A 19,616-nucleotide genomic window follows, 5' to 3' on the forward strand; every position below is an offset into this window, starting at 1 on the left:
ACACCACCCCCCGCGCCCCCCTCCCCCCACCGAACCTGAACCTCGAAGTCTCCGACCAAAGAGCGTCTCCCGCTCACGATCGCGTTCCTTCCCAAACGCCAGGCGGTCCGGCTTTGCCCCTCGGCAAGCGGGCATTCTTTATCTGCGAATATCCACCGAGATTGCAGCCGTCCGCCGCGTCGCGGCGGTGCGCTTTGCACTGAGGACGTGATAGATTTCGGGCGCGGCGCTAGCGGTCATCGGGCTCTCATGAGGCACTCTGGCCGTATGTCGCTGCGAGCCCGGAAGATTCCGTCTACAACCCAAAAACCGTACTTCAACTGCCTGCGTGATCTTTGCTCGGCGCGGGTTTGGTAGACGAGGAGCGTTTGGTGCCTCGCCGCCCGCCCCGGTGCGCCGCGCTGCTTTGCGGCGTCCTGCGCCGCGGCGTGCGCCGCGGCGGGTTGATGTCAGTGGCGATAAGCTGGGAGGAGGCCATTTCAGCAGGAATCTTCTGGTGAATGTACGCCTCGATCTCGGGTAAGGAGTAGACGTAGGCCTCGCAGGCGAAACTGATCGCATCGCCGCTGGCGCCGGCCCTTGCGGTGCGGCCGATGCGATGCACGTAATCTTCCGCATTTTGCGGCAGGTCGAAATTGACGACGCGGCTGACATCCGGGATATGCAGCCCGCGTGCGGCAACATCGGTCGCCACCAACATGGCCAGCTTGCCCTCCTGGAATCGGTACAGTAGCTGCTCGCGCTTTTTCTGGGGGATGTCCCCGGAGATCACTTCCGCGTCAAAGTCGTTGCCGACGAGGTAACCGGTTACCCGCTCGGCGTCGCGTTTGGTATTGACGAATACCAACGTGCGGGTGGCATCCTGGCGGCGTAATATGCCGAGAAGCAAACCAATCTTGTCGGTGCTTGCCACATGGTAGAGCGACTGGCGTACTTTTTCGGCCGTCACTTGCTCGGGTTCGATCGCGATGGTCTGCGGGTTGTTCATATGCTCGTAGGCGAGTTCCTTGACTCGCTCCGAGAGCGTCGCGGAGAAGAGCATGTTGATCCTGCGGTGCGCCGGCGGCATGCGGCGCAGCAGGTAGCGGACATCCGCGATGAAGCCCATGTCGAACATTCGGTCGGCCTCGTCCAGCACGACGACCTCGGCGTTGTCCAGGTTGAAGACCCGTTGTTTGTAGAAGTCAATGATGCGCCCTGGTGTGCCGATCAGGAGATCGACCCCTCGGGTGAGTTCGGCGCGCTGCGGCTCGTAGCCGATTCCGCCATACACGGCCGCGCAGCGCATGCCGGTGAAATAACCCAGCGCCTCGGCGTCGCGGTGGATCTGCAAGGCAAGCTCCCGGGTAGGCGCCAATATCAAGGCCCACGGGCCGGTCTTCCCCTCCTCGACAGGCGTGGTCATCAGGTAATGCATGGTTGCGAGCAGAAAAGCCGCCGACTTACCGGTGCCCGTTTGCGCTTGCGCGGCCACATCTTGGTGCCGCAGCAGGACAGGGAGGGCCGCGGCCTGAACCGGAGTGCAATGGCTGAAGCCGGCCTCCTCTAGCCCGAGTAGCAGTGATTCGTGGAGGCCGAGAGAGTCTAGACGGATATCGGTAAGGAGATCATTCTTCATGGCCCCATAGAATAACGGATTTGTCGCTGTTTTTCTTGGATGGTTAAGGCATTGCTGTCACATAGGCAGCGCAGTATAATTTTGCTCCAGCAAACATAGGCTGTTGACGGCGGCCGCAAGCGCATTGAGGTGAATGCGATGAGTAATGTGCAAGAGACGATCCGCAAGCAGGTTGAGGACAATCCGGTCGTCCTCTACATGAAGGGCACCCCCCAGTTCCCGGAGTGTGGCTTCTCCATGCGCACGGTGCAGGCCCTGGACAGCTGCGGTGTCCAATACACAGCCGTCAATGTTCTCGAGAACGAGGGCATTCGGCAGGGAATCAAAGAATTCGGTAATTGGCCGACTATTCCGCAGCTCTACGTCAATGGCGAGCTGATTGGCGGCTGTGACATCATTATGGAGATGTACCAGAGCGGCGAACTGAAGCAGCAGTTGCAGGACGCGGTTGGCCAGAAAGGTTAGAGCGGGCGCTGTAGTGTCGAGAATCGGGCGGTCGCGAATTTTCCCGCACGGCTACAGGGGCGCAAAGCGCCCCTGAGTCTGTCATTCAATTCGGCCAATAGTAGGGCTGCCGCAGCGTGAACGGTCCGAAGCGGTATGCGTTGCTTCCATCCAAATCGGTTACCACGACCGTCAGCTTTGTCGAATAGGCTGAGAACACGTCGAGAACGGTGAACCCATCCGTCGTGGTATCTTTCTCCTGGCTTACGGGAAAGAACAGCACGCCCCGGTACGTATCCCCCTTCATCAGAACGCGATCCTGAAAGCTCAAAGTGCGCAGGTAACGCTCTGTTTGTTTGGCGGTGGCTTCGCTCATGCGCCAACGGGTCACTTCCTTGATGATGTGTTCCAGCGGTAACGGATCAACAACGCTGTTGCCTTCTCGGAGCAGGATATTGGCGGGGGCCAGGGCGGCTCGCGGAGCACCGTGATTCGACACCGTAATGACCACCGGCATGATCCCTTGTGCGAGGAGATCAACCCCAAAGTATCGGGCCGCACGCTTACTGTCCTCGATCGCGTCAATACCGACTGTGATGTCGCCAAGCGTCTGAGAGATCGGGTACAGACTGGCGTCCCTCACCGGGATGCGTACGACTTGATAACTCGCGCAGGCTACCAGCAGGCAAATCGCCGGGCCAAGGAAGAATAGAGGTTTCATCACTGCCTGCTCCCTCTGCGTGTGAGCTATTACCATTAAGTATATCGGCCGTTTCCGGGAATGGACGAGATCCGCTGCGTTGCCCGCCTGTGAAGTAGCATCCGCGGGGGCGCGGGTGCCGAGCTCACTTGGAGGTTCGAAGGGCGTGGGACGGAGGCTAGCCGCGGCCCATCAGCACGCCACGCGTGCGCATATGGACGACGGGTCAAGCAAGGGCAGTGTATTCGGGAAAGCCGTTGAGCTGATCCCAGCGGTTGACGACGGCGCAGAAGAGCTCAGCGGTCTTCTCGGCGTCGTAAATGGCAGAGTGGGCCTCGCGTCCGTCCCAACTCGCACCGCACGCTTTGACCGCGCGCGCGAGCACGGTTTGACCGAAGGCCAGGCCAGCGAGAGTGGCGGTATCGAAGCTGGTGAACGGATGGAACGGATTACGCCGTATGCCGGTGCGAGCCACAGCCGCGTTGAGAAAACACAGATCGAACCAGCTGTTGTGGCCGACGAGAATCGCCCGGGTGCAGCCCGTCTCGCGGATTTCACGGCGGATCGGCCGAAAGATATGCTGCAGGGCCTCATCCTCGGGTTTGGCCATCCGCAGAGGGTGGTCGGGGTCGATTCGGTTGAGCTCCAGAGACTTCGGGTCGATATTGGCGCCGTCGAACGGCTTCACGTGGGTAGAGTAGGTGCCGGCCGGGAACACGCGGTTATTTTCATCCATGCGGACAATAACCGCGGCGAGCTGCAGCACGGCGTCCGTGCTCGCATTCAGCCCACCGGTTTCGATGTCCACCACTACGGGTAGAAAGCTCCTGAATCGGCTGGTGATGGCAGAGCCTGACAGTTGGCACCGCTCGTTGCGAATATCCACACGTCTTATCCTGTGTTGGCAATGACTTGAGTCGCTGGTATCCCCAGGCGAGCGAGCGAAACACACACCCCCGACGGTTCCGAGTCGCCGGCGGAGCGAAAGCCTATATTACGAAATGCTAGGCGCGCTGTCGTCGGTGCGCAACCGCGTATCAATATGCGGCGCGTCCGTGTTGCGTGGGCCAGTATGATAACGACCCCGTGTTTTTCGCTGTATTTAGGGCCTTCGCGCGTTGGTTCGGCCTGCCAAAGGCGCGGTATTGCGTACGCCCCCGACTGTACTGGTTCAGCCCACTCGTCCCCGTCCTCAGCCGATCAGCCGCCAGTGCAGCTTTTCGGCGGCGCGCATCGGTACGACGACCTCCTCGCCGAACGTGTAGTAGGCCGGCACTGACCAGGGTTCGCGGCGCAGCCGAACGGTGGTGGTATTGCGCGGGAGACCATAAAAATCGGCGCCGAAGTGGCTCGCAAAGCCCTCCAGAAAGCCCAGGCCATCCAACTCCTCGAATGCCTCCGCGTAGAGCTCAAGCGCAGCGGGTGCCGTGAACACGCCCGCGCAACCGCAAGCCGTTTCCTTGGCCGACCGGGCGTGCGGTGCACTATCGGTGCCGAGAAAAAACTTGGGCGACCCGGACCGGGCCGCTTCCAGCAGCGCCTGCCGGTCGCGCTCGCGCTTGAGGACGGGCAAACAATAGTGATGCGGACGCAGGCCGCCAAGCAGCAGGTCGTTGCGATTGAGCAGCAGGTGATGAGCGGTAATTGTGGCGGCGAGTCTCGGTGGTCCCTGGCGCACGAAGGCCACTGCCGCCGCTGTCGTGACATGCTCGAGCACGACTTTAAGGTGGGTATGGCGTTGGATCAGCGGCGTCAATTCGCGCTCGAGGAAAACGGCTTCGCGGTCGAATATATCGACCCCGGGCGTGACGGTCTCGCCATGAACGAGCAGCGGCAGCCCCTGTTCCTGCATCGCCGCCAGGGCTTCGTCACAGCGGCGCCAATCGCTCACTCCGGCTGCGGAATGCGTGGTGGCATTGGCCGGGTAAAGTTTGACGCCGGTGATTGTCTCCGTGGCGGCGGCGCGCTCGATTTCATCTCCAGTCGTACTTTCCGTGAGATACAGCGTCATGAGGGGCTCAAAAGCGCTTCCCGGTGGTGCGTGGCGCAGGATGCGTTTCCGGTAGGCCAAGGCCTGCTCGGCGGTCGTGACCGGCGCAAGGAGGTTGGGCATGACCAGAGCACGCGCGAACGTGCGGGCGCTGTGGGGGACGGTCGTGCTCAGCGCTTCACCATCGCGCAGATGCACATGCCAGTCATCCGGCTGGGTCAGGGTGATCTCTTCTACCATGGAAACGCTCCTGTCGTGGCAGGGGCATTATAAACCGGCAGCGCTGCCTTGATTTCTACAGGGCGAGCCCGGATGATGGAGCCGCTTTCGCAAAGCGCATACGTGAGGACAACGGCGGGGAGCCTATGAGCGGCGTGAAGAAAGTCGTGCTCGCCTATTCGGGTGGCCTGGATACCTCGGTCATCCTGCATTGGTTGGTTGAGACCTATGGCTGCGAGGTAGTGACATTCACGGCCGATCTGGGTCAAGGCGAAGAGCTGGAACCGGCCCGTGCCAAGGCCGAAGCCTTCGGGGTAAAGCAGATTTACATCGAGGATCTGCGTGAGGAGTTCGTGCGTGATTTCGTTTTTCCGATGTTCCGCGCGAACACCCTCTATGAGGGGGAGTATCTCCTCGGTACGTCGATTGCTCGCCCCTTGATTGCCAAGCGCCAGGTGCATATTGCTCAAGAGACTGGCGCTGATGCGGTCGCCCACGGAGCGACTGGCAAGGGCAATGACCAGGTCCGCTTCGAGCTCGGATATCACGGGCTGCATCCGGATATCAAAGTGATTGCTCCATGGCGTGAGTGGGATCTGCTCTCGCGGGAGAAGTTGTTGGCTTACGCCGAAGCGCACGGTATTCCGATCGAGGGCAAGGAAGAAGGCGGCGGCTCGCCCTATTCGATGGATGCGAACCTTCTGCATATTTCTTACGAGGGCGGTGTGTTGGAGGACCCTTGGACCCCCGCGCAAGAGAGTATGTGGCGCTGGACGGTGGCACCGGAGCGGGCCCCGGATCGGCCTCGGTTCGTAGAGCTTACCTTCGAGCAAGGTGATCCGGTAGCAATCGACGCCGAGCGGCTCAGCCCGGCGGCGCTATTGTCGCGTTTGAACGCGCTCGGCGCAGAGCATGGCGTGGGACGGGCCGATCTGGTCGAAAACCGTTATGTGGGCATGAAATCGCGGGGTTGCTATGAAACGCCGGGCGGTACGATTTTGCTGCGTGCGCACCGGGCAATGGAGTCCATCACTCTGGATCGTGAGTCGGCGCATCTGAAGGATGAGCTGATGCCGCGGTACGCGCAGCTCATCTATAACGGCTATTGGTGGAGCCCCGAGCGGCGCGCCATGCAGGCTTTGATCGACGAGACCCAAGGGAGCGTCAACGGCGTTGTCCGGCTCAAGCTATACAAGGGAGGGGTGGAGATCATCGGCCGGCGCTCGGACGCCGATAGCCTGTTCGATCCTAGCATCGCCACCTTCGAGGACGACGCCGGTGCATACGATCAAAAGGACGCCAGCGGTTTCATCCGGCTCAATGCGCTACGGCTGCGGATGCTCGGTGCGCGCCGTCGTTGATCCCCTGGCGGCTGCGGCGCGCCACAGACATGGAGCGCCGTGTTTGCCGTCCCGTCGCGCCACCGCCATCCTAGCCTACCGCGCGTAGGGGTTGCACGGCGAGTGAGACACATAGAGCGCGATTTCATAACGTGGCCCCGCGCGAGGAGGCGCTTAGTTGCTCCGCGACGTGGCATGCCGCATCGTAGCCGCTGAGCCAGGCGCCATGCACCGTGGCGAAGGCGGCAGTTGAGGTGGCCTCTCCCGCAAAATAGATACTCTGTCCGAGCGGCGCCTTGAGATCTCGACGGCGATGCGCGCGCCCGGGTCGGGCGGCGGAATAGCCGCCGCGGGTCCACGGATCAATACCCCAACCGGTCACGGTGTTGGCCGCGAGCTTGCGGGTGAGGGACGTGCCGAAGATATCCTGCAACCTATCGAGTGTGGTCGCGGCGGCCTCGCGATGACTCAGCTCGCCCAATTCCCGGGCGAGGCGACCGCCGACATAGACGATGGCTTCAGGTTTGCCGAAGGGGCGAATATGCGCTCCGAAGGCGCTGCCGGAGCGCATTGCATTGAGGTAAGTGTCAGGCGGTAAGCCAAACACGTCGTCAATGAAGCGAAAGCCGATCTTCTCCGAGTGGCCCATGCGGATGGCATCCAATGCCGTTTGTTTCCATTCCGGCAATGACGGGCGAAAGCAAGGTATACCGGCGGTAAGTACGCCGACCGGTACGGTGATGATCACTGTCGTGGCGCGAAATTGGCCGCACTCGCTGTCGATGCGAACGGGTGTCTGACTCCAATCGATGTATCTGACTGCGCAGCCTGTAGCAACTTTCAGTCGCGCGCCGGCCAAGCGCACCAGTGTGCCCAATCCGCCAGCGACCAACCAATCCTCGCCGGTATCGTCTTCGGCCGCCGCATCGCCGGTCGAGTAATCGGTGGTATCTACCCCGTTGATAGCGGCCACCAAATGGTGGACGAAAGGGGTCCACGGATGTTGTGGGTCCAGCACCTCGGCCGCGCTCACATCCCGGCCGAGCCTTCCGCGATTGACGATCTCCCGTGTGTGGCGCTGGATGAAGGCCTGGATCGCCTGTTCCTCGCGGGTGCACGCAAAACGTCCATCGAGATGAAAGCGGCTGGTCATCTCCCGGGTCATCGCAAAGCCGTGACGCTCCGCTAAGGCACGCAACGGGTTGCGCCGCGCCGAGTGCAACCAGGCACAGCCACGATCGAATGCGCTGCCGAGACTCTCCGTCTCGGTCCAGGCCCGCCCGCCAATCCGCGTTCTGGCCTCGAGGAGTCGATAGGAGATGCCCCAGCGGCGCAGCGCTTGCCCGGCTGCTAGCCCGGCGGCACCCGCCCCGATAATGAGCACATCGACATCTTTGCTGCGGTTTGCAAGGGTGCGCATCGAGCCTTTGCTGTTTGGCGCCTTTCGGCGAACCACATTGAATCCTGACGGGTGGTTTCACTTGCTGATTTTGCCAGACGCCGCCGGCGGAAATCTTCCCCTGCCGCCTTTCATGACCCGTCGCAGCCTTCGGAGGCGGGGAGCAGGATCAGGCGGCGTTGCGGGTCACTGCCCGTGCTTTCCGCCAATAAACGGTGACGCATGGCGATTCGGTGCTGCATTCGTCGTATCGGCGCCGATCGTGGCGTGAGCTCCACGGCTATTCCTTGCGCAAGCACCCGCTGGACTGCCTGTTCGGCCTCGCGCGCCGCCTCGTCGACGGCCTCCTCTTCCAGCCCGGGGATGACGTTGAACAGATCCTGTAACACACGACGGATTTGCGCCGTGCTGCTACGTTTGACTTGATGCAACGGTATCGCAGTGGCCTGGAGGAGTCTGCGCAGTCGCGGATCGTCGCTGCGAGCGCGCAGCGCAAGAGCGAGGTCCGCCTGTTCGGCCCCCGATACCGTTCGCGCATTCAACCGCAGCTCGCGTATCACTTTTTCTACCAAATCGCGGCTGAGCGCGTACGGGTAGATTCGAACAAGGTGCTCGCCGCCGCGTGTGCCCGTTGTCGAAGGCTCGGCGTGCTCCGGGAGAGGCGATTGTGGCTCGGCCCGTGGGGGTTGGCTTTCCGCTTCGCCTCGTGGTTCGCCATTCGGAGGCAGGCCGCGTAGCAAGGCGTCGACCGCCTGGCCGGTATGGCGGTGAACGATCAGCCGCTGGCGATCGACGATTTCGACGACCGCCTCGAATGTAGGCGGCCCGCGACGTTCTGCAACGGTCTTTTGCGTCCCGCGAGCGCGCGCCTCCTCGTCGCTCAGGGTAACCGTCTCCACCCCGCCGACCAGATCGGCCAGCGTCGGATTGAGCACAAGATTCTCCAGCGTCTTACCATGCGCGGTTCCGACGAGCTGGACGCCTCGTTCGGCAATGGTTCGCGCGGCGGCCGCCTCGGCGCTCGTGCCGATTTCATCGACGATGATGACCTCGGGCATGTGGTTTTCCACGGCCTCGATCATTACCACGTGCTGCCTGTCCGGATGGGTGACCTGCATACGTCGGGAACTGCCGATGCCCGGATGGGGGATGTCACCGTCGCCGGCGATTTCATTCGAGGTGTCAATCACGATGACGCGACGTGCGCATTCATCGGCGAGCACACGAGCGATTTCCCGTAGCCGCGTGGTCTTGCCGATTCCCGGAGGTCCGAGTAGCAGCAGGCTGGATCCGTCGGCAATCAGGTCGTGGATCGGGTCGATGGTTCCGAACACGGCGCGTCCAACGCGTAGCGTCAATCCCACCACGGTGCCGGTACGATTGCGGATAGCGGCGATACGGTGGAGAGTGCCTTCGATCCCGGCCCGGTTGTCAGCCGTAAACGGCCCCACGGCATCAATGACCCGGTCCAGATCGCGCCGCGTCACCGGTTCGCTGGCGAGATCACATGCCCCGTGCGTGAGCCGGGCCTGCGGGCGGCGGCCCAGATCGAGAACAACTTCGAGCAATTCGGAACTCGATAAAGCAGTGGTGGCCGATTGCAGGGAGGGGGGAAGTATGCGCAGGAGCCGTTCGAGGTCGTCGGTTTCTGTAAAGACGGTCACGGTTGTGTCCGGGATGCGCTCGCGTGCAGCTAATAGACACTATATCGGGACTATAGACAATACTGTCAATTGTGGCACGTGTGCAGCTCGGTGAGATCATCCAGGAAGCGCTTTCGCCACACGTGGAGATCATTGCTGCGCATGATCTCGAGCATGCGAGCATGACGTCGCCGGCGCTCGGCGAGTGGCATCGCCAGGGCCCGCTCGAGCCCGCTTGCGATCGCATCGACATCGTACGGGGCCACCTGGATCGCCTCATCGAGTTCCTGGGCGGCACCGGCCAATTCCGAGAGGACGAGCACTCCTGGGTCGTCCGGGTCCTGGGCCGCGACGAACTCTTTGGCTACCAGGTTCATCCCGTCGCGCAGCGGGGTAACGAGGCCCACGCGTGCCGCTCGGTAAAGGCCGGCGAGCGCGTCCCGATCGAAGGTGCGGTTGATGTAGTGGATCGGTACCCAATCGAGTTCGGCATGTTCCCCATTGATATGCCCGGCCATTTCCTCCAGATGCCGGCGTAGCTCATCGTACTCGGGAATACTGGTGCGCGAGGGACTCGCGATCTGCATGAAAACGATGTGACTTCGATGATGAGCATGATGCGCGAGCAGCGCCTCATAGGCGCGGAACCGCTGCGGCAAGCCCTTCGAATAATCGAGGCGGTCCACGCCGATGATCAGGTGGCGTTCGCCGAGGCCTGCGATGAGGCGTTTGACTCGCGGCAACTCCAAGGATTGCCGGGCGGTGCTCATCATCGCGCTGACATCGATACTTACAGGGTAAACGCCGGTTCGCAGCGTATGCGTGCCAAGGCGCAGATACCCGTTCCCCGCGTGACGTACGCCAATGGCTTCGGTAACGGATTCCGTGAACGCGCGCATGTCGGTTGCCGTTTGGAAGCCGAGCAGGTCGTAGGCGCACAGATCGCTCAATAGCTGGCGATGGTCCGGCACGGCGCGCACCAAGCCGTAGCTCGGAAAGGGCGTGTGCAAGAAAAAGCCGAGCGGCTGGCTGACGTCTCTCTCGCGAAGCTCGCGCCCCAGGGGGATGAGGTGATAGTCGTGTACCCAAATGAGCTCTCCGCCGCTCAGCAGCGGCCGCAGGGCGTCGGCGAACAGCCGGTTGACGCGATAGTAAGCTTCAGCGAATCCGCGTCGATAATCCATTGCCGCCAGGCTGAAATGAAACACCGGCCACAACACCTCGTTGGCGTAGCCGAGGTAGTAATCGTCGAAGTCTTCCCTGGTCAGGGAGATGGAGGCCAGCTCGAGCCCATGGATCTGGTGCATCCGTGCCCGGGTGTTCGACCTTTTGCTGATTCGGCCGCTCCAGCCGAACCATAGTGCCTTATGCTCGTCCAGAGCGCCTAACAAGGCCACGGCGAGCCCGCCTGCCTGCGGCCGGCTGCCGCGCAATTCCGGAAGCCGGTTCGAGACAACCACCAATGATCTCAAATGGCCTCCTGCCAGTCCCGGCTCAGTAGGAGAGCCGAGTTGATTAGACCCACCATGCTATAGGCCTGCGGGAAATTGCCCCACAACTCGCCGGTCTCGATATCCAGATCCTCGGATAGCAGCCCGAGATGCGTGCGATGAGTCAGCATGTTCTCGAATAGCTGCCGCGCCTCGTCGTGGCGATTGATGGCATGTAGTGCGTCGATATACCAGAAGGTGCAGATATTGAACGCCGTCGCCGGCAACCCGAAATCATCGGCATTATCGTAACGAAAAATATGATCCCCTTGGCGCAGATTGCGCTCAATGGCGTGCACCGTTCCGAGAAAACGGGGGTCATCGGCGGCTAGGAAATCCAGGTCGTGGAGCAATAGTAAACTGGCGTCCATATTCTCGCCGCCGAAGCTGTCGACGAACGCGCCTTTTTCGTCATCCCAGGCCTCGCGGCAGATCCGGGCATGCATCGTATCGGCTTGCTCGCGCCAGCGCGCGGCGTCGGATTCCAGCCCCAGACGTATGGCGATTCGCGACAAACGGTCACAGGCCGCCCAACACATCACAGCCGAATACGTGTGTACCCGCTTATAACCACGGAATTCCCAGATACCGGCATCCGGTTGATCATAGAGCATGGCCGCCTGGGAGCCCAAAATTTCCAGGCGGCGAAACAGGGCTTCATCCCCTGGTCGTTCCAAGCGCTCATCGAAAAAAGCTTGTGTCGCCGCGAGTACGACCGCCCCGTATACGTCGTGCTGCGATTGGGTATAAGCGGCGTTGCCGAGGCGTACCGGTCCCATATGCCGATACCCCGTCAGGGTGGGCACTGGATTCTCCTCGATTCGCGCCTCGCCACCCACGCCGTAGAGCGGTTGCAGCTGATGCTGTGCCGCCCCGACGACCAGGTTGATGATGTAGTAGAGAAAACCTTCCATCGTGCGGGTGGCGCCGAGGCGATTCAAGGCATGCACCATGAAGTAGGCATCCCGTAACCAGCAATAGCGGTAATCCCAGTTGCGCTTACTGTCGGCCGCCTCCGGAATGGACATGGTGATGGCGGCAATGACGGCACCGGTGTCCTCGTAAGTGCACAACTTGAGGGTGATCGCGGAGCGAATCACTTCCTGCTGCCAATCAAAGGGGATTGACAGCGAGCGTGCCCAGTCATGCCAGTACTCGCGCGTGAGGTCCAGAAAGCGGCGGCCCATTTCGGTAAGAGATTCCTGGATGCTTTCGTCAGGGCCAATGATGAACGTGGCGCCGGTCTCCAGCACCATGGGCTGTTCTTGGAGGACATGGGTCAGCGGGGCGTCGGTGCTGATGCGGATGACCCAAGCGGAGCTCACGTAACGGATATGATTACTGCCGTGGCTGACCGTCGGCGCTTCGCTGCCGTAGGCGGCGGTCGGGCGAATTCTGACACGTACGACCGGCGTTCCGCGCAGGATTTCCAAGCGACGGATGATCATGGCGGGGCGGAAATAGCGGCTGAATTGTCGAAAGCGCGGACAAAAATCGGTAATGCGCACGCTCCCGCCGTGACGGTCAAAAAGCTCGGTGCAAAGCACGGCGGTGTTACGTTCGTAGTGCTGACGTGCGCTGACGAGATCCTGCAACTCAATTGCGAAGTAGCCGCGATCCGTTTCATCGATCAGGCGTGAGAACAGCGGATCACCATCAAAACGGGGCACGCAGGCCCATACGATTCGCCCGCCACCATCAATCAACGCGGCGATCTGGCAGTTGCCGATGACCCCGAGGTTCAGGTCCATGGGCCCGTTCTGAGGCGGCGTAGAATCGGAACTCCCAGGAGGCTGGACTGACATGCATTCTCCTCGTTGCGCTCTTGCTGACTCAATGCAAAGGTTCGGGCCGAATGGCAATCCAACCCTGTCTGCTGTCAGCGCGTGAACCGGACGTCACACGTCGTAAACGCGTCACCGCAGCCATTTTACCCCCGAGCGTGCCGGCGGTAGCCGCCACTTGCTCGCGGGATCGCCGGCAGACGGCAAGCGCGCGGCCAAATGGGGACGCACTGCGCGTCTTCTTGCGCGCTCTCAGACAAGCGTCGCTCTCGTGACGGTGTCCGCATTGTCGATTACCTCCCGCGACGGCATAATAAAACATTGTGCACTCAACGTGTGCCGTATGGGTGTCAGGATTGTCGAATTACTAAGGGACGGAACGAGCCCGCGAGCTACCTGCGCACTCTCGGGTGGGCAAAGGCTTCCCCGGTGTAGCGCAGGGAAACGGCAGGGCGAACTCGCCGCTGGCCGGGGTCGATGCCGCAAAACGTTGCAGGTCGAAGCCGGGCGCCCAACGAGGCGGTGGCGATCGCGGATGGGGGTATTCGTCGAGCGCGGTGACCGAGCGGCTTGCACGGCGTTTCTTGGAGGCTCGATGCGGGTGAGCGCCGGCCCCCTTCTCGGCCACCGCGCAATGGGCGGTTCGGATTTGGCCTATTATTTTATTGCGGAATGGGAGAAGCTCGCGGGCATGTCAGTGGAGCGCCTGGGGGCAAGAGACGAACGGCGAAGAGGCACGAGGTCATGGCGTATCATCAACCCCGCAATCGCCGCAGGTCAGAGCGCTACCCCGCAGAGATCCTTGTCTGCATCTACCATCGTGGGGAACGCGTCGGCGAGTACTGGACCCGCGACGTTAGCCAAGGTGGCATCGGCCTGTACCCCGGGAAAATAATGTTTTGGCGCGGTACGCGGCTCGAGGTGCAGCTGTTCTCCCCCAGCCGTGGACGAGCCATCGCCCGCCGCGTCCCCGCTATAGTACGCCATTGCAGCAGCCGTGGCATGGGGCTGAAATTTCGAGCGGGGGAGCTGTTGGCGTTGCCCTAGCGGGTGCCCGCCGCTTACCGAAAAGCCTAAGCGCTGCTCCAACGCCGGGACGGCAAGACGCCGAATATCACGGCTGCCCCTGCTTGCCTCAGCGTGTATTGAATATCACCATGGTTTTGCCGCTGACTGAGATGAGGGCTTGTTCTTCCAGGTCCTTTAGAACGCGCCCCACCATTTCCCGAGAACAACCTACGATGCGGCCGAGCTCTTGACGGGTGATGCGTATTTGCATTCCGTCCGGATGCGTCATGGCGTCCGGTTCCTTAGCCAGATCGAGCAATGTTCGGGCAATACGTCCTGTCACGTCAAGAAAGGCTAAATCGCGCACTTTGGCGCTTGTTTTGCGGAGGCGGTCCGCCATCTGGCCAGCCAAGTGGAACAGGATGTCCGGGTCATTGTTGGCGACCTGGCGAAAACGGCTGTAGCTGATCTCGGCAAGCTCGCAGTGCGCGCGCGTGCGGATCCAGGCACTGCGAGTCGCGGTTTTACCGAAAAGCCCCATTTCACCGAAGAAATCGCCTGCATTTAAGTAAGCCAAGACCAGCTCGTGGCCGCTGTCGTCATCGATTAGACCGCTGACGGAGCCTTCCCTAATATAGTAACGGGCATCCGATTTATCGCCAGCGTAGATGACAACGGTTTTGGGCGGGTAGCGTCGCCAGAGGCAGTGGCGAAGTAGATTATCGATAGTTGGCTTGTTCAATATGTCCCTGGCGGCTTGTACCATGCCTTTCTCCCACCCCCGCTCTCGTTGCGCAGTTACGCTTAATTGGTAGTACACGCGTAACGCGCTGGCAAGCCAATTCATGCACGCTAATTTATTAGCTTATCAGCTTGCGTATTCTTATGCTATAATGACCGATTTATTAAATTTGCGATGTCAGGCAAGCTGGCGCCGCCATAAAAATTCTTTCTTTTCAGGTTCATATGCCTTCAGGGCCGTGCGCGAGCAACCGCTCGGCGGATCGTTTTCCGTGAACCTGTACTATGCAATCAATGTAAACCAATTGAGCAACTATTTCACTGTTGCTTTTTACACGTTCAGCCCTGCAACCGGGCGCGCCGTGGGGCTGAAATTGTGGGAAAAAGATGCGTGGCTATCGGCTGCGCACAGCAAGCGCCTGGATACGAACCGGACAGTGCGTTGTCTGTTACCAAGCGGTGCATGATGACGAGAAGGTGTGGTGTGGTCTATGCTCCCTTACCGCTGGGCACCTTCGTATCCATCACGTGCTGGGCGAGGCCGTCTTGCTCACGATCGGCTGCGGGCGGCGGTTTGTGAGCAAGTGAGCGACGCAATCCGGCCGTTTAGCGGTAAGGCTTGCACTCAACTTCCTCACGTGCAGGAGGGCGGAACGGTGGCGCAGCAAGTTAAGGTGAAGCTCTATGGGTTCAACAATCTGACCAAGTCGCTGAGCTTCAATATCTACGATATCTGCTACGCCATTACATCGGAACAGCGCCAAGCCTACATCGAGTATATCGATGAGGTTTACAATGCCGAGCGGCTAACACAGATTCTAAGCGGCGTGGCCGATATCATGGGGGCGGACATTCTCAACATCGCCCGGCAAGATTATGATCCACAAGGGGCGAGTGTCACGCTTCTGATCGCCGAGGAGGAGAGCGATACGGTCGAGGATACCTACGTCAGCGCGCCCGCCTCACCCGGCCCGCTGCCGGACACGGTGCTTGCACACTTGGACAAGAGCCACATTACAGTGCACACCTATCCGGAGAGTCACCCATTTCAGGGGGTGAGCACTTTTCGTGTCGATATCGATGTTTCGACGTGCGGGCTTATATCGCCGCTCAAGGCGCTCAATTATCTGATCCACTCATTCGACTCGGATATCGTCACCATGGACTACCGGGTCCGCGGTTTCACGCGCGATGTCGAGGGTCGCAAGCATTTCATCGATCATGAAATCAATTCGATCCAAAACTATCTGGCCGAGGATACGTTGAAGCGTTACCACACCATTGACGTCAATGTCTTCCAGGAGAACATTTTTCATACCAAAATGCTCCTGAAGGATTGGGACATCGACGATTATCTATTCGGAGATTCGGCCGAGAACCTGGAACCGGCGGAACGCGAACGGATACGGCGTCAGCTGCGCCGTGAGATGATGGAGATCTTCTCGGGGCGCAACTTGTCAATTGGATGGGACGTATAGGGCTCTCCACGCAAGGGGCGGTTCCGGGTGAGTGAACGACGACGCTCAGATCCAGTAGGTGGTTCCGGTCATGGCTCGCGCCGAGAGTCGCATCAATCGACGCAGCGGCTCCGGTAGCGGCGCGGCACCCGCCTCGATAGCCGCGGTAGCATGATCGCCTTCATCGAGCCTCATTTGATCGACGATCGCGCGGCTGGGCTGATCTTGCTGGGGCAGGCGCTGCAAATGCTTGCTTAGATGTTGGACCACCTGCTCCTCGGTCTGGGCAAGAAAGCCCAGGCTCCAGCGATCTCCCGTTGCGCCAGCGAGAGCACCGATTCCCAGAGAGCCGATATAGAACAGCGGATTAAGATAACTGACATGGCTGCCGAGGCGCAGCAAGCGCGCCTCGCACCAGGCGAGGTGATCATTCTCCTGCACTGCGGCATGTTCCAGCGCTTGGCGCAGTGCCGGGTTGCGCGCCGTGATGGCTTGGCCTTGATATAGGGCCTGAGCGCAGATTTCACCGCAGTGATTTACTCGCATGAGCCGCGCCGTGTGTCTGCGTTCCTGCTTGCTGAGGTCCGGCTCGGGCAACCCTTCGGCAGGACTCGTCCGTCCAGTCCCGGATGGGCTTCCGAAAAGTGTTTGTATCCCGACGTCGACTTGGGCGATGACGCGATCAATTAGACTGTATCGACGCTCGACCATAGAATGCTCTCGCTGCGTTGGCGGCTTTTCAACATTGTACGCGGCCATGGGGCGTGCGTGCAGTGGCGCTCGCCGCGAGTGCAATGCGTCCTCTGCGCTCATCAGGGGGAAACGGTTTTCGGGGGCCTGCCATCAAGGGATGCGTGCGGCGAAGCCGCGATGCGGATCTCGGGCGCAGGCTGCCGAGGTCGACCAGGGGTTGTCGAATGACTGCGGCGAGGCGGGCTATCGTGTTCAGCTTGTACAACCGCCTGACCTTGTATAAAATTTTCTCCCCATTGCATTACAGTAGCCACACGTGTGGAGACGGCGGTTTTATGAAGACCTTCAGCGCCAAAGCGGCCGATGTGAAGCGCGATTGGTACATCGTGGATGCCTCCGGCAAGACGCTCGGCCGCCTTGCGTCGCAGCTTGCGTTCCGCTTGCGGGGCAAGCATAAGCCCGAGTACACGCCGCACGTGGATACCGGCGATTACATCGTTGTCGTTAATGCAGAAAAAATAGCCGTGACGGGCGGCAAGGTGTCGGACAAGATCTACTATCACCATACGGGTTACATTGGCAGCCTTAAGCGTATTACTTTCGAGCAGCTGATCGATAAAGCGCCCGAGCGGGTTATACAGACGGCCGTCAAAGGCATGCTCCCGAAAAATCGTCTGGGCCGGCAGATGTTGAAGAAACTGAAGATCTATGCGGGTCCCGCGCATCGGCACGAGGCCCAGCAGCCGATCCTACTCGAGCTGTGAACGTTGCGCTGACAGCGGGCGTACTCCCCGGTCTAGACTGAAAAGCGGATATACAATGGCAGTTGAGCAGTACTACAGCACCGGTCGACGTAAGACTTCCGCGGCACGTGTGTTTCTGCGCCGCGGCAATGGCATGATCAAGGTCAACGGTCGTTCTCTGGAAGACTATTTTGGCCGCGAAACGGCGCGCATGATCGTTCGTCAACCACTGGAGCGAACCGAGAGTACCGAGCAGTTCGACGTCTATGTCACGGTTGCCGGTGGTGGGATCAGCGGACAGGCGGGTGCGATACGCCACGGAATCACTCGGGCTTTGATCGAATACGACGCCGAGTCCAAAGCGACGCTACGCAAGGCGGGGTACGTCACTCGAGACGCTCGCATGGTCGAGCGCAAGAAGGTCGGCCTACACAAGGCGCGTCGTGCGACTCAGTTCTCGAAGCGCTAAGAGGCCCGAGGCACGACCCAGCTTTTGGGGGATCGTCTAGCGGTAGGACAGCGGACTCTGACTCCGCCAACCTAGGTTCGAATCCTAGTCCCCCAGCCATATAAAAAAAGGGTTGCGATTGTTTCGCAACCCTTTTTTTGTGCGCCAGGCATGGCGCGCAGCGCCTTGACTGGCGCTGTCCCGGAGCAGGCAGAAGCACAGGCGGCTATGGCCCTGGTCGGAGGAAGCGGGCGGAACCCGCGAGTGGCCCGTCGGGGTGCCGAGGCGTGCTCGGGGGATGGAGGGCGGACGAAATCGGAAGCGCTGATGGGGGCGGTGGTAGCGCGGGCCAACATGTGGACCGCGTACGGCCGTGTGCTCGGCAACAAGGGTGCGGCGGGGGTCGATGGAATGGCCACCGGCGCGCTTGCTGATCACCTCAAGGCCCATTGGGCCAACGATCAAAGGAAGCTCCTGGCGGGCACCTACGTGCCGGCGGCGGTGCGCAAGGTGGAGATCCTCAAGCCCAGGGAGGCGTTCCCCTAAGTGTCAACCTCGTATCCGACAGTGACCGATGCGTTTCTTATGTAACATTCGGGCACTGACTGAGGAGGCTACGAGCGTGAACGAATCCAACGAAATCCCCACCGAGCCGAGCCTGGAGCGGCGCACCCGTCGGCGGTTCAGCGCCGCCGACAAGCAGCGCCTGCTCGCCGAGTACGATGCTTTGCCCCGTGGCGAGAAAGGGGCCTGGTTGCGGCGCAATGCGCTGTATGCCGGCCAACTGGCTGAGTGGCGCCGGACACTGACCGACGCCGGCACGCAGGGTCTGGCGCCGAAGACCGGTGGGCGCAAGCCTAAGGACCCGCGGGATCGGCGTATCGAAGCGCTCGAGCGTGAAAAGCAACGCCTGGCGCGCCGGGCCAAAGTTGCCGAGGAGTTGGTGGATCTACAAAAAAAGTTTTTGGCGCTGGTCGAGGACGCACAGAGCGAGTCATCGCAATGAGCCTTCTCGAACAGCGACCGGCCGAGCTGCCTCGTAGCCGCGCCTGTGAGGCGCTGGGCTTATCACGCACGGGCACCTATCGACGTCGGCCCCGTGTACGGCCTCGCAAGGCCATTCGCCAGCAGCCCCGGCAATTGAGCGAGAGCGAGCGGCGCGCCGTGCTGGAGCGGGTCAACAGCGAGCCTTACCAGGACGCCAGCGTGCGCGTGATCCACGCCAGTGAGCTCAACCGCGGCCGCCCGATGCCTTCGGTCTCCACGATCTATCGGTTGCTGCGCAAAGACGGTCAGAGCCGGGAGCGCCGGGCACAGCGTCCCGCGCAGCGCCACCGCGTGCCGCGGATCATCGCCCGTGCCCCGCACCAGGCGTGGAGCTGGGACATCTCCAAGCTGCCAACCACCACACCTCGGGTCTATCTCAATCTCTATCAGATCCTCGATCTCTACAGCCGCTACCCGGTGGCCTGGATGATCAGCCGCAAGGAGAACGCCGCGCTCGCTCAGCATCTGTTCCGCAAGGCGCTCAGTGCCTATGCCATCGTCCCGGGCGAGCTCATCGTCCACCAGGATCGTGGCGCGCCCATGATCGCCCATAGCTATCGGGAGCTGCTGGACGCCTTCGGCGTGCGCCGCAGCTACTCCCGCCCACGGGTGTCCAATGACAACCCCTACAGCGAGTCGCAGTTCAAGACGCTGAAGTACAGCCCCGGCTACCCGGGGCGCTTTGAGGGCATCGTGCACGCCCGCGCGTGGATGAGCGAGTTCATCGCGGCCTACAAAGATCGCCCCCACGAAGGGCTGGCCTTCTATACCCCGGCCGATGTCTTCCACGGCCGCGTCGAGGCCGTCCACGCCCGCCGCCAGGCCGCCCTGGATGCCTACTATGCGGCATAC

Annotated in this window: 20 protein-coding genes and 1 tRNA gene; 11 read left to right on the plus strand and 10 right to left on the minus strand. The window is 61.0% G+C overall.

Going from position 1 to position 19,616, the window contains the following annotated elements; translation table 11 throughout:
- Positions 1-316 precede the first annotated feature (316 nt).
- Positions 317-1,618 (minus strand): DEAD/DEAH box helicase, encoded by a 1,302-nt coding sequence (locus AC52Q4_RS11275; RefSeq protein ID WP_495536893.1) that lies wholly within the window; start codon positions 1,616-1,618, stop codon positions 317-319.
- 138 nt (positions 1,619-1,756) lie between these two features.
- On the opposite strand from AC52Q4_RS11275, the gene grxD reads away from it, so the two are divergent.
- Positions 1,757-2,083 (plus strand): Grx4 family monothiol glutaredoxin, encoded by a 327-nt coding sequence (grxD, locus tag AC52Q4_RS11280; protein WP_495536894.1) that lies wholly within the window; start codon positions 1,757-1,759, stop codon positions 2,081-2,083.
- A gap of 85 nt (positions 2,084-2,168) precedes the next feature.
- On the opposite strand, the gene AC52Q4_RS11285 is transcribed toward grxD, so the two are convergent.
- The 3 genes from AC52Q4_RS11285 to pyrC all read right to left on the minus strand — a co-directional run bounded on the left by AC52Q4_RS11285 (position 2,169) and on the right by pyrC (position 4,992).
- Complete coding sequence (locus tag AC52Q4_RS11285; protein ID WP_495536895.1) at positions 2,169-2,783, minus strand: hypothetical protein; 615 nt, start codon at positions 2,781-2,783, stop codon at positions 2,169-2,171.
- A 205-nt stretch (positions 2,784-2,988) separates the two neighbouring features.
- Positions 2,989-3,657 (minus strand): ribonuclease T, encoded by a 669-nt coding sequence (gene rnt, locus AC52Q4_RS11290; RefSeq protein WP_495536911.1) that lies wholly within the window; start codon positions 3,655-3,657, stop codon positions 2,989-2,991.
- A 297-nt stretch (positions 3,658-3,954) separates the two neighbouring features.
- The gene (pyrC, locus tag AC52Q4_RS11295; protein ID WP_495536896.1) at positions 3,955-4,992 is read right to left on the minus strand and encodes a dihydroorotase; all 1,038 of its coding nucleotides are present in this window, start codon (positions 4,990-4,992) and stop codon (positions 3,955-3,957) included.
- A gap of 125 nt (positions 4,993-5,117) precedes the next feature.
- Between pyrC and AC52Q4_RS11300 the strand changes: the two genes are divergently transcribed.
- Complete coding sequence (locus AC52Q4_RS11300) at positions 5,118-6,332, plus strand: argininosuccinate synthase (protein WP_495536897.1); 1,215 nt, start codon at positions 5,118-5,120, stop codon at positions 6,330-6,332.
- 124 nt (positions 6,333-6,456) lie between these two features.
- Here AC52Q4_RS11300 and AC52Q4_RS11305 read toward each other — a convergent pair whose 3' ends face one another.
- The 4 genes from AC52Q4_RS11305 to AC52Q4_RS11320 all read right to left on the minus strand — a co-directional run bounded on the left by AC52Q4_RS11305 (position 6,457) and on the right by AC52Q4_RS11320 (position 12,594).
- Positions 6,457-7,731: a flavin monoamine oxidase family protein gene (locus AC52Q4_RS11305; protein ID WP_495536898.1), complete on the minus strand. Its 1,275-nt coding sequence runs from the start codon at positions 7,729-7,731 to the stop codon at positions 6,457-6,459.
- Positions 7,732-7,841: 110 nt separating this feature from the next.
- The gene (locus AC52Q4_RS11310; RefSeq protein WP_495536899.1) at positions 7,842-9,278 is read right to left on the minus strand and encodes a R3H domain-containing nucleic acid-binding protein; all 1,437 of its coding nucleotides are present in this window, start codon (positions 9,276-9,278) and stop codon (positions 7,842-7,844) included.
- A gap of 161 nt (positions 9,279-9,439) precedes the next feature.
- Positions 9,440-10,825, minus strand: coding sequence for an alpha,alpha-trehalose-phosphate synthase (UDP-forming) (locus tag AC52Q4_RS11315; RefSeq protein WP_495536900.1), 1,386 nt, complete (start codon positions 10,823-10,825; stop codon positions 9,440-9,442).
- On the minus strand, positions 10,822-12,594 hold the full coding sequence (locus AC52Q4_RS11320; protein WP_495536901.1) for a glycoside hydrolase family 15 protein: 1,773 nt from the start codon (positions 12,592-12,594) through the stop codon (positions 10,822-10,824). Before AC52Q4_RS11320 ends, AC52Q4_RS11315 begins: the two co-directional genes overlap by 4 nt.
- Positions 12,595-13,371: 777 nt before the next feature.
- Here AC52Q4_RS11320 and AC52Q4_RS11325 point away from each other — a divergent pair.
- Positions 13,372-13,674, plus strand: coding sequence for a PilZ domain-containing protein (locus AC52Q4_RS11325; protein ID WP_495536902.1), 303 nt, complete (start codon positions 13,372-13,374; stop codon positions 13,672-13,674).
- A gap of 88 nt (positions 13,675-13,762) precedes the next feature.
- Here AC52Q4_RS11325 and crp read toward each other — a convergent pair whose 3' ends face one another.
- Entirely contained in the window at positions 13,763-14,401 is a 639-nt protein-coding gene (crp, locus tag AC52Q4_RS11330) for a cAMP-activated global transcriptional regulator CRP (protein WP_495536903.1), read from the minus strand.
- A 79-nt stretch (positions 14,402-14,480) separates the two neighbouring features.
- Here crp and AC52Q4_RS11335 point away from each other — a divergent pair, with 79 nt between their 5' ends.
- Positions 14,481-14,843 carry a hypothetical protein gene (locus AC52Q4_RS11335; RefSeq protein ID WP_495536904.1) on the plus strand — a complete coding sequence of 121 codons (363 nt, stop codon included), beginning with the start codon at positions 14,481-14,483 and terminating at the stop codon, positions 14,841-14,843.
- Between the two features lie 189 nt (positions 14,844-15,032).
- Positions 15,033-15,854: an adenosylmethionine decarboxylase gene (gene speD, locus AC52Q4_RS11340; RefSeq protein WP_495536905.1), complete on the plus strand. Its 822-nt coding sequence runs from the start codon at positions 15,033-15,035 to the stop codon at positions 15,852-15,854.
- Between the two features lie 45 nt (positions 15,855-15,899).
- On the opposite strand, the gene coq7 is transcribed toward speD, so the two are convergent.
- Positions 15,900-16,544 (minus strand): 2-polyprenyl-3-methyl-6-methoxy-1,4-benzoquinone monooxygenase, encoded by a 645-nt coding sequence (gene coq7 / locus AC52Q4_RS11345; protein ID WP_495536906.1) that lies wholly within the window; start codon positions 16,542-16,544, stop codon positions 15,900-15,902.
- 317 nt (positions 16,545-16,861) lie between these two features.
- On the opposite strand from coq7, the gene rplM reads away from it, so the two are divergent.
- The 6 genes from rplM to AC52Q4_RS11375 form a co-directional block, all read left to right on the plus strand.
- The gene (gene rplM, locus AC52Q4_RS11350) at positions 16,862-17,290 is read left to right on the plus strand and encodes a 50S ribosomal protein L13 (protein ID WP_495536912.1); all 429 of its coding nucleotides are present in this window, start codon (positions 16,862-16,864) and stop codon (positions 17,288-17,290) included.
- 55 nt (positions 17,291-17,345) lie between these two features.
- Entirely contained in the window at positions 17,346-17,738 is a 393-nt protein-coding gene (rpsI, locus tag AC52Q4_RS11355) for a 30S ribosomal protein S9 (RefSeq protein ID WP_495536907.1), read from the plus strand.
- Positions 17,739-17,763: 25 nt separating this feature from the next.
- Positions 17,764-17,837: transfer RNA gene (locus AC52Q4_RS11360), tRNA-Gln, on the plus strand.
- A 207-nt stretch (positions 17,838-18,044) separates the two neighbouring features.
- The gene (locus tag AC52Q4_RS11365) at positions 18,045-18,263 is read left to right on the plus strand and encodes a hypothetical protein (RefSeq protein ID WP_495536908.1); all 219 of its coding nucleotides are present in this window, start codon (positions 18,045-18,047) and stop codon (positions 18,261-18,263) included.
- A gap of 76 nt (positions 18,264-18,339) precedes the next feature.
- Positions 18,340-18,723: a hypothetical protein gene (locus AC52Q4_RS11370; RefSeq protein WP_495536909.1), complete on the plus strand. Its 384-nt coding sequence runs from the start codon at positions 18,340-18,342 to the stop codon at positions 18,721-18,723.
- Positions 18,720-19,616 (plus strand): IS3 family transposase (locus AC52Q4_RS11375; RefSeq protein WP_495536910.1); only part of this gene is annotated, 897 nt, incomplete at its 3' end. The genes AC52Q4_RS11370 and AC52Q4_RS11375, both read left to right, overlap by 4 nt.

This window comes from Nitrococcus sp., assembly GCF_059432795.1.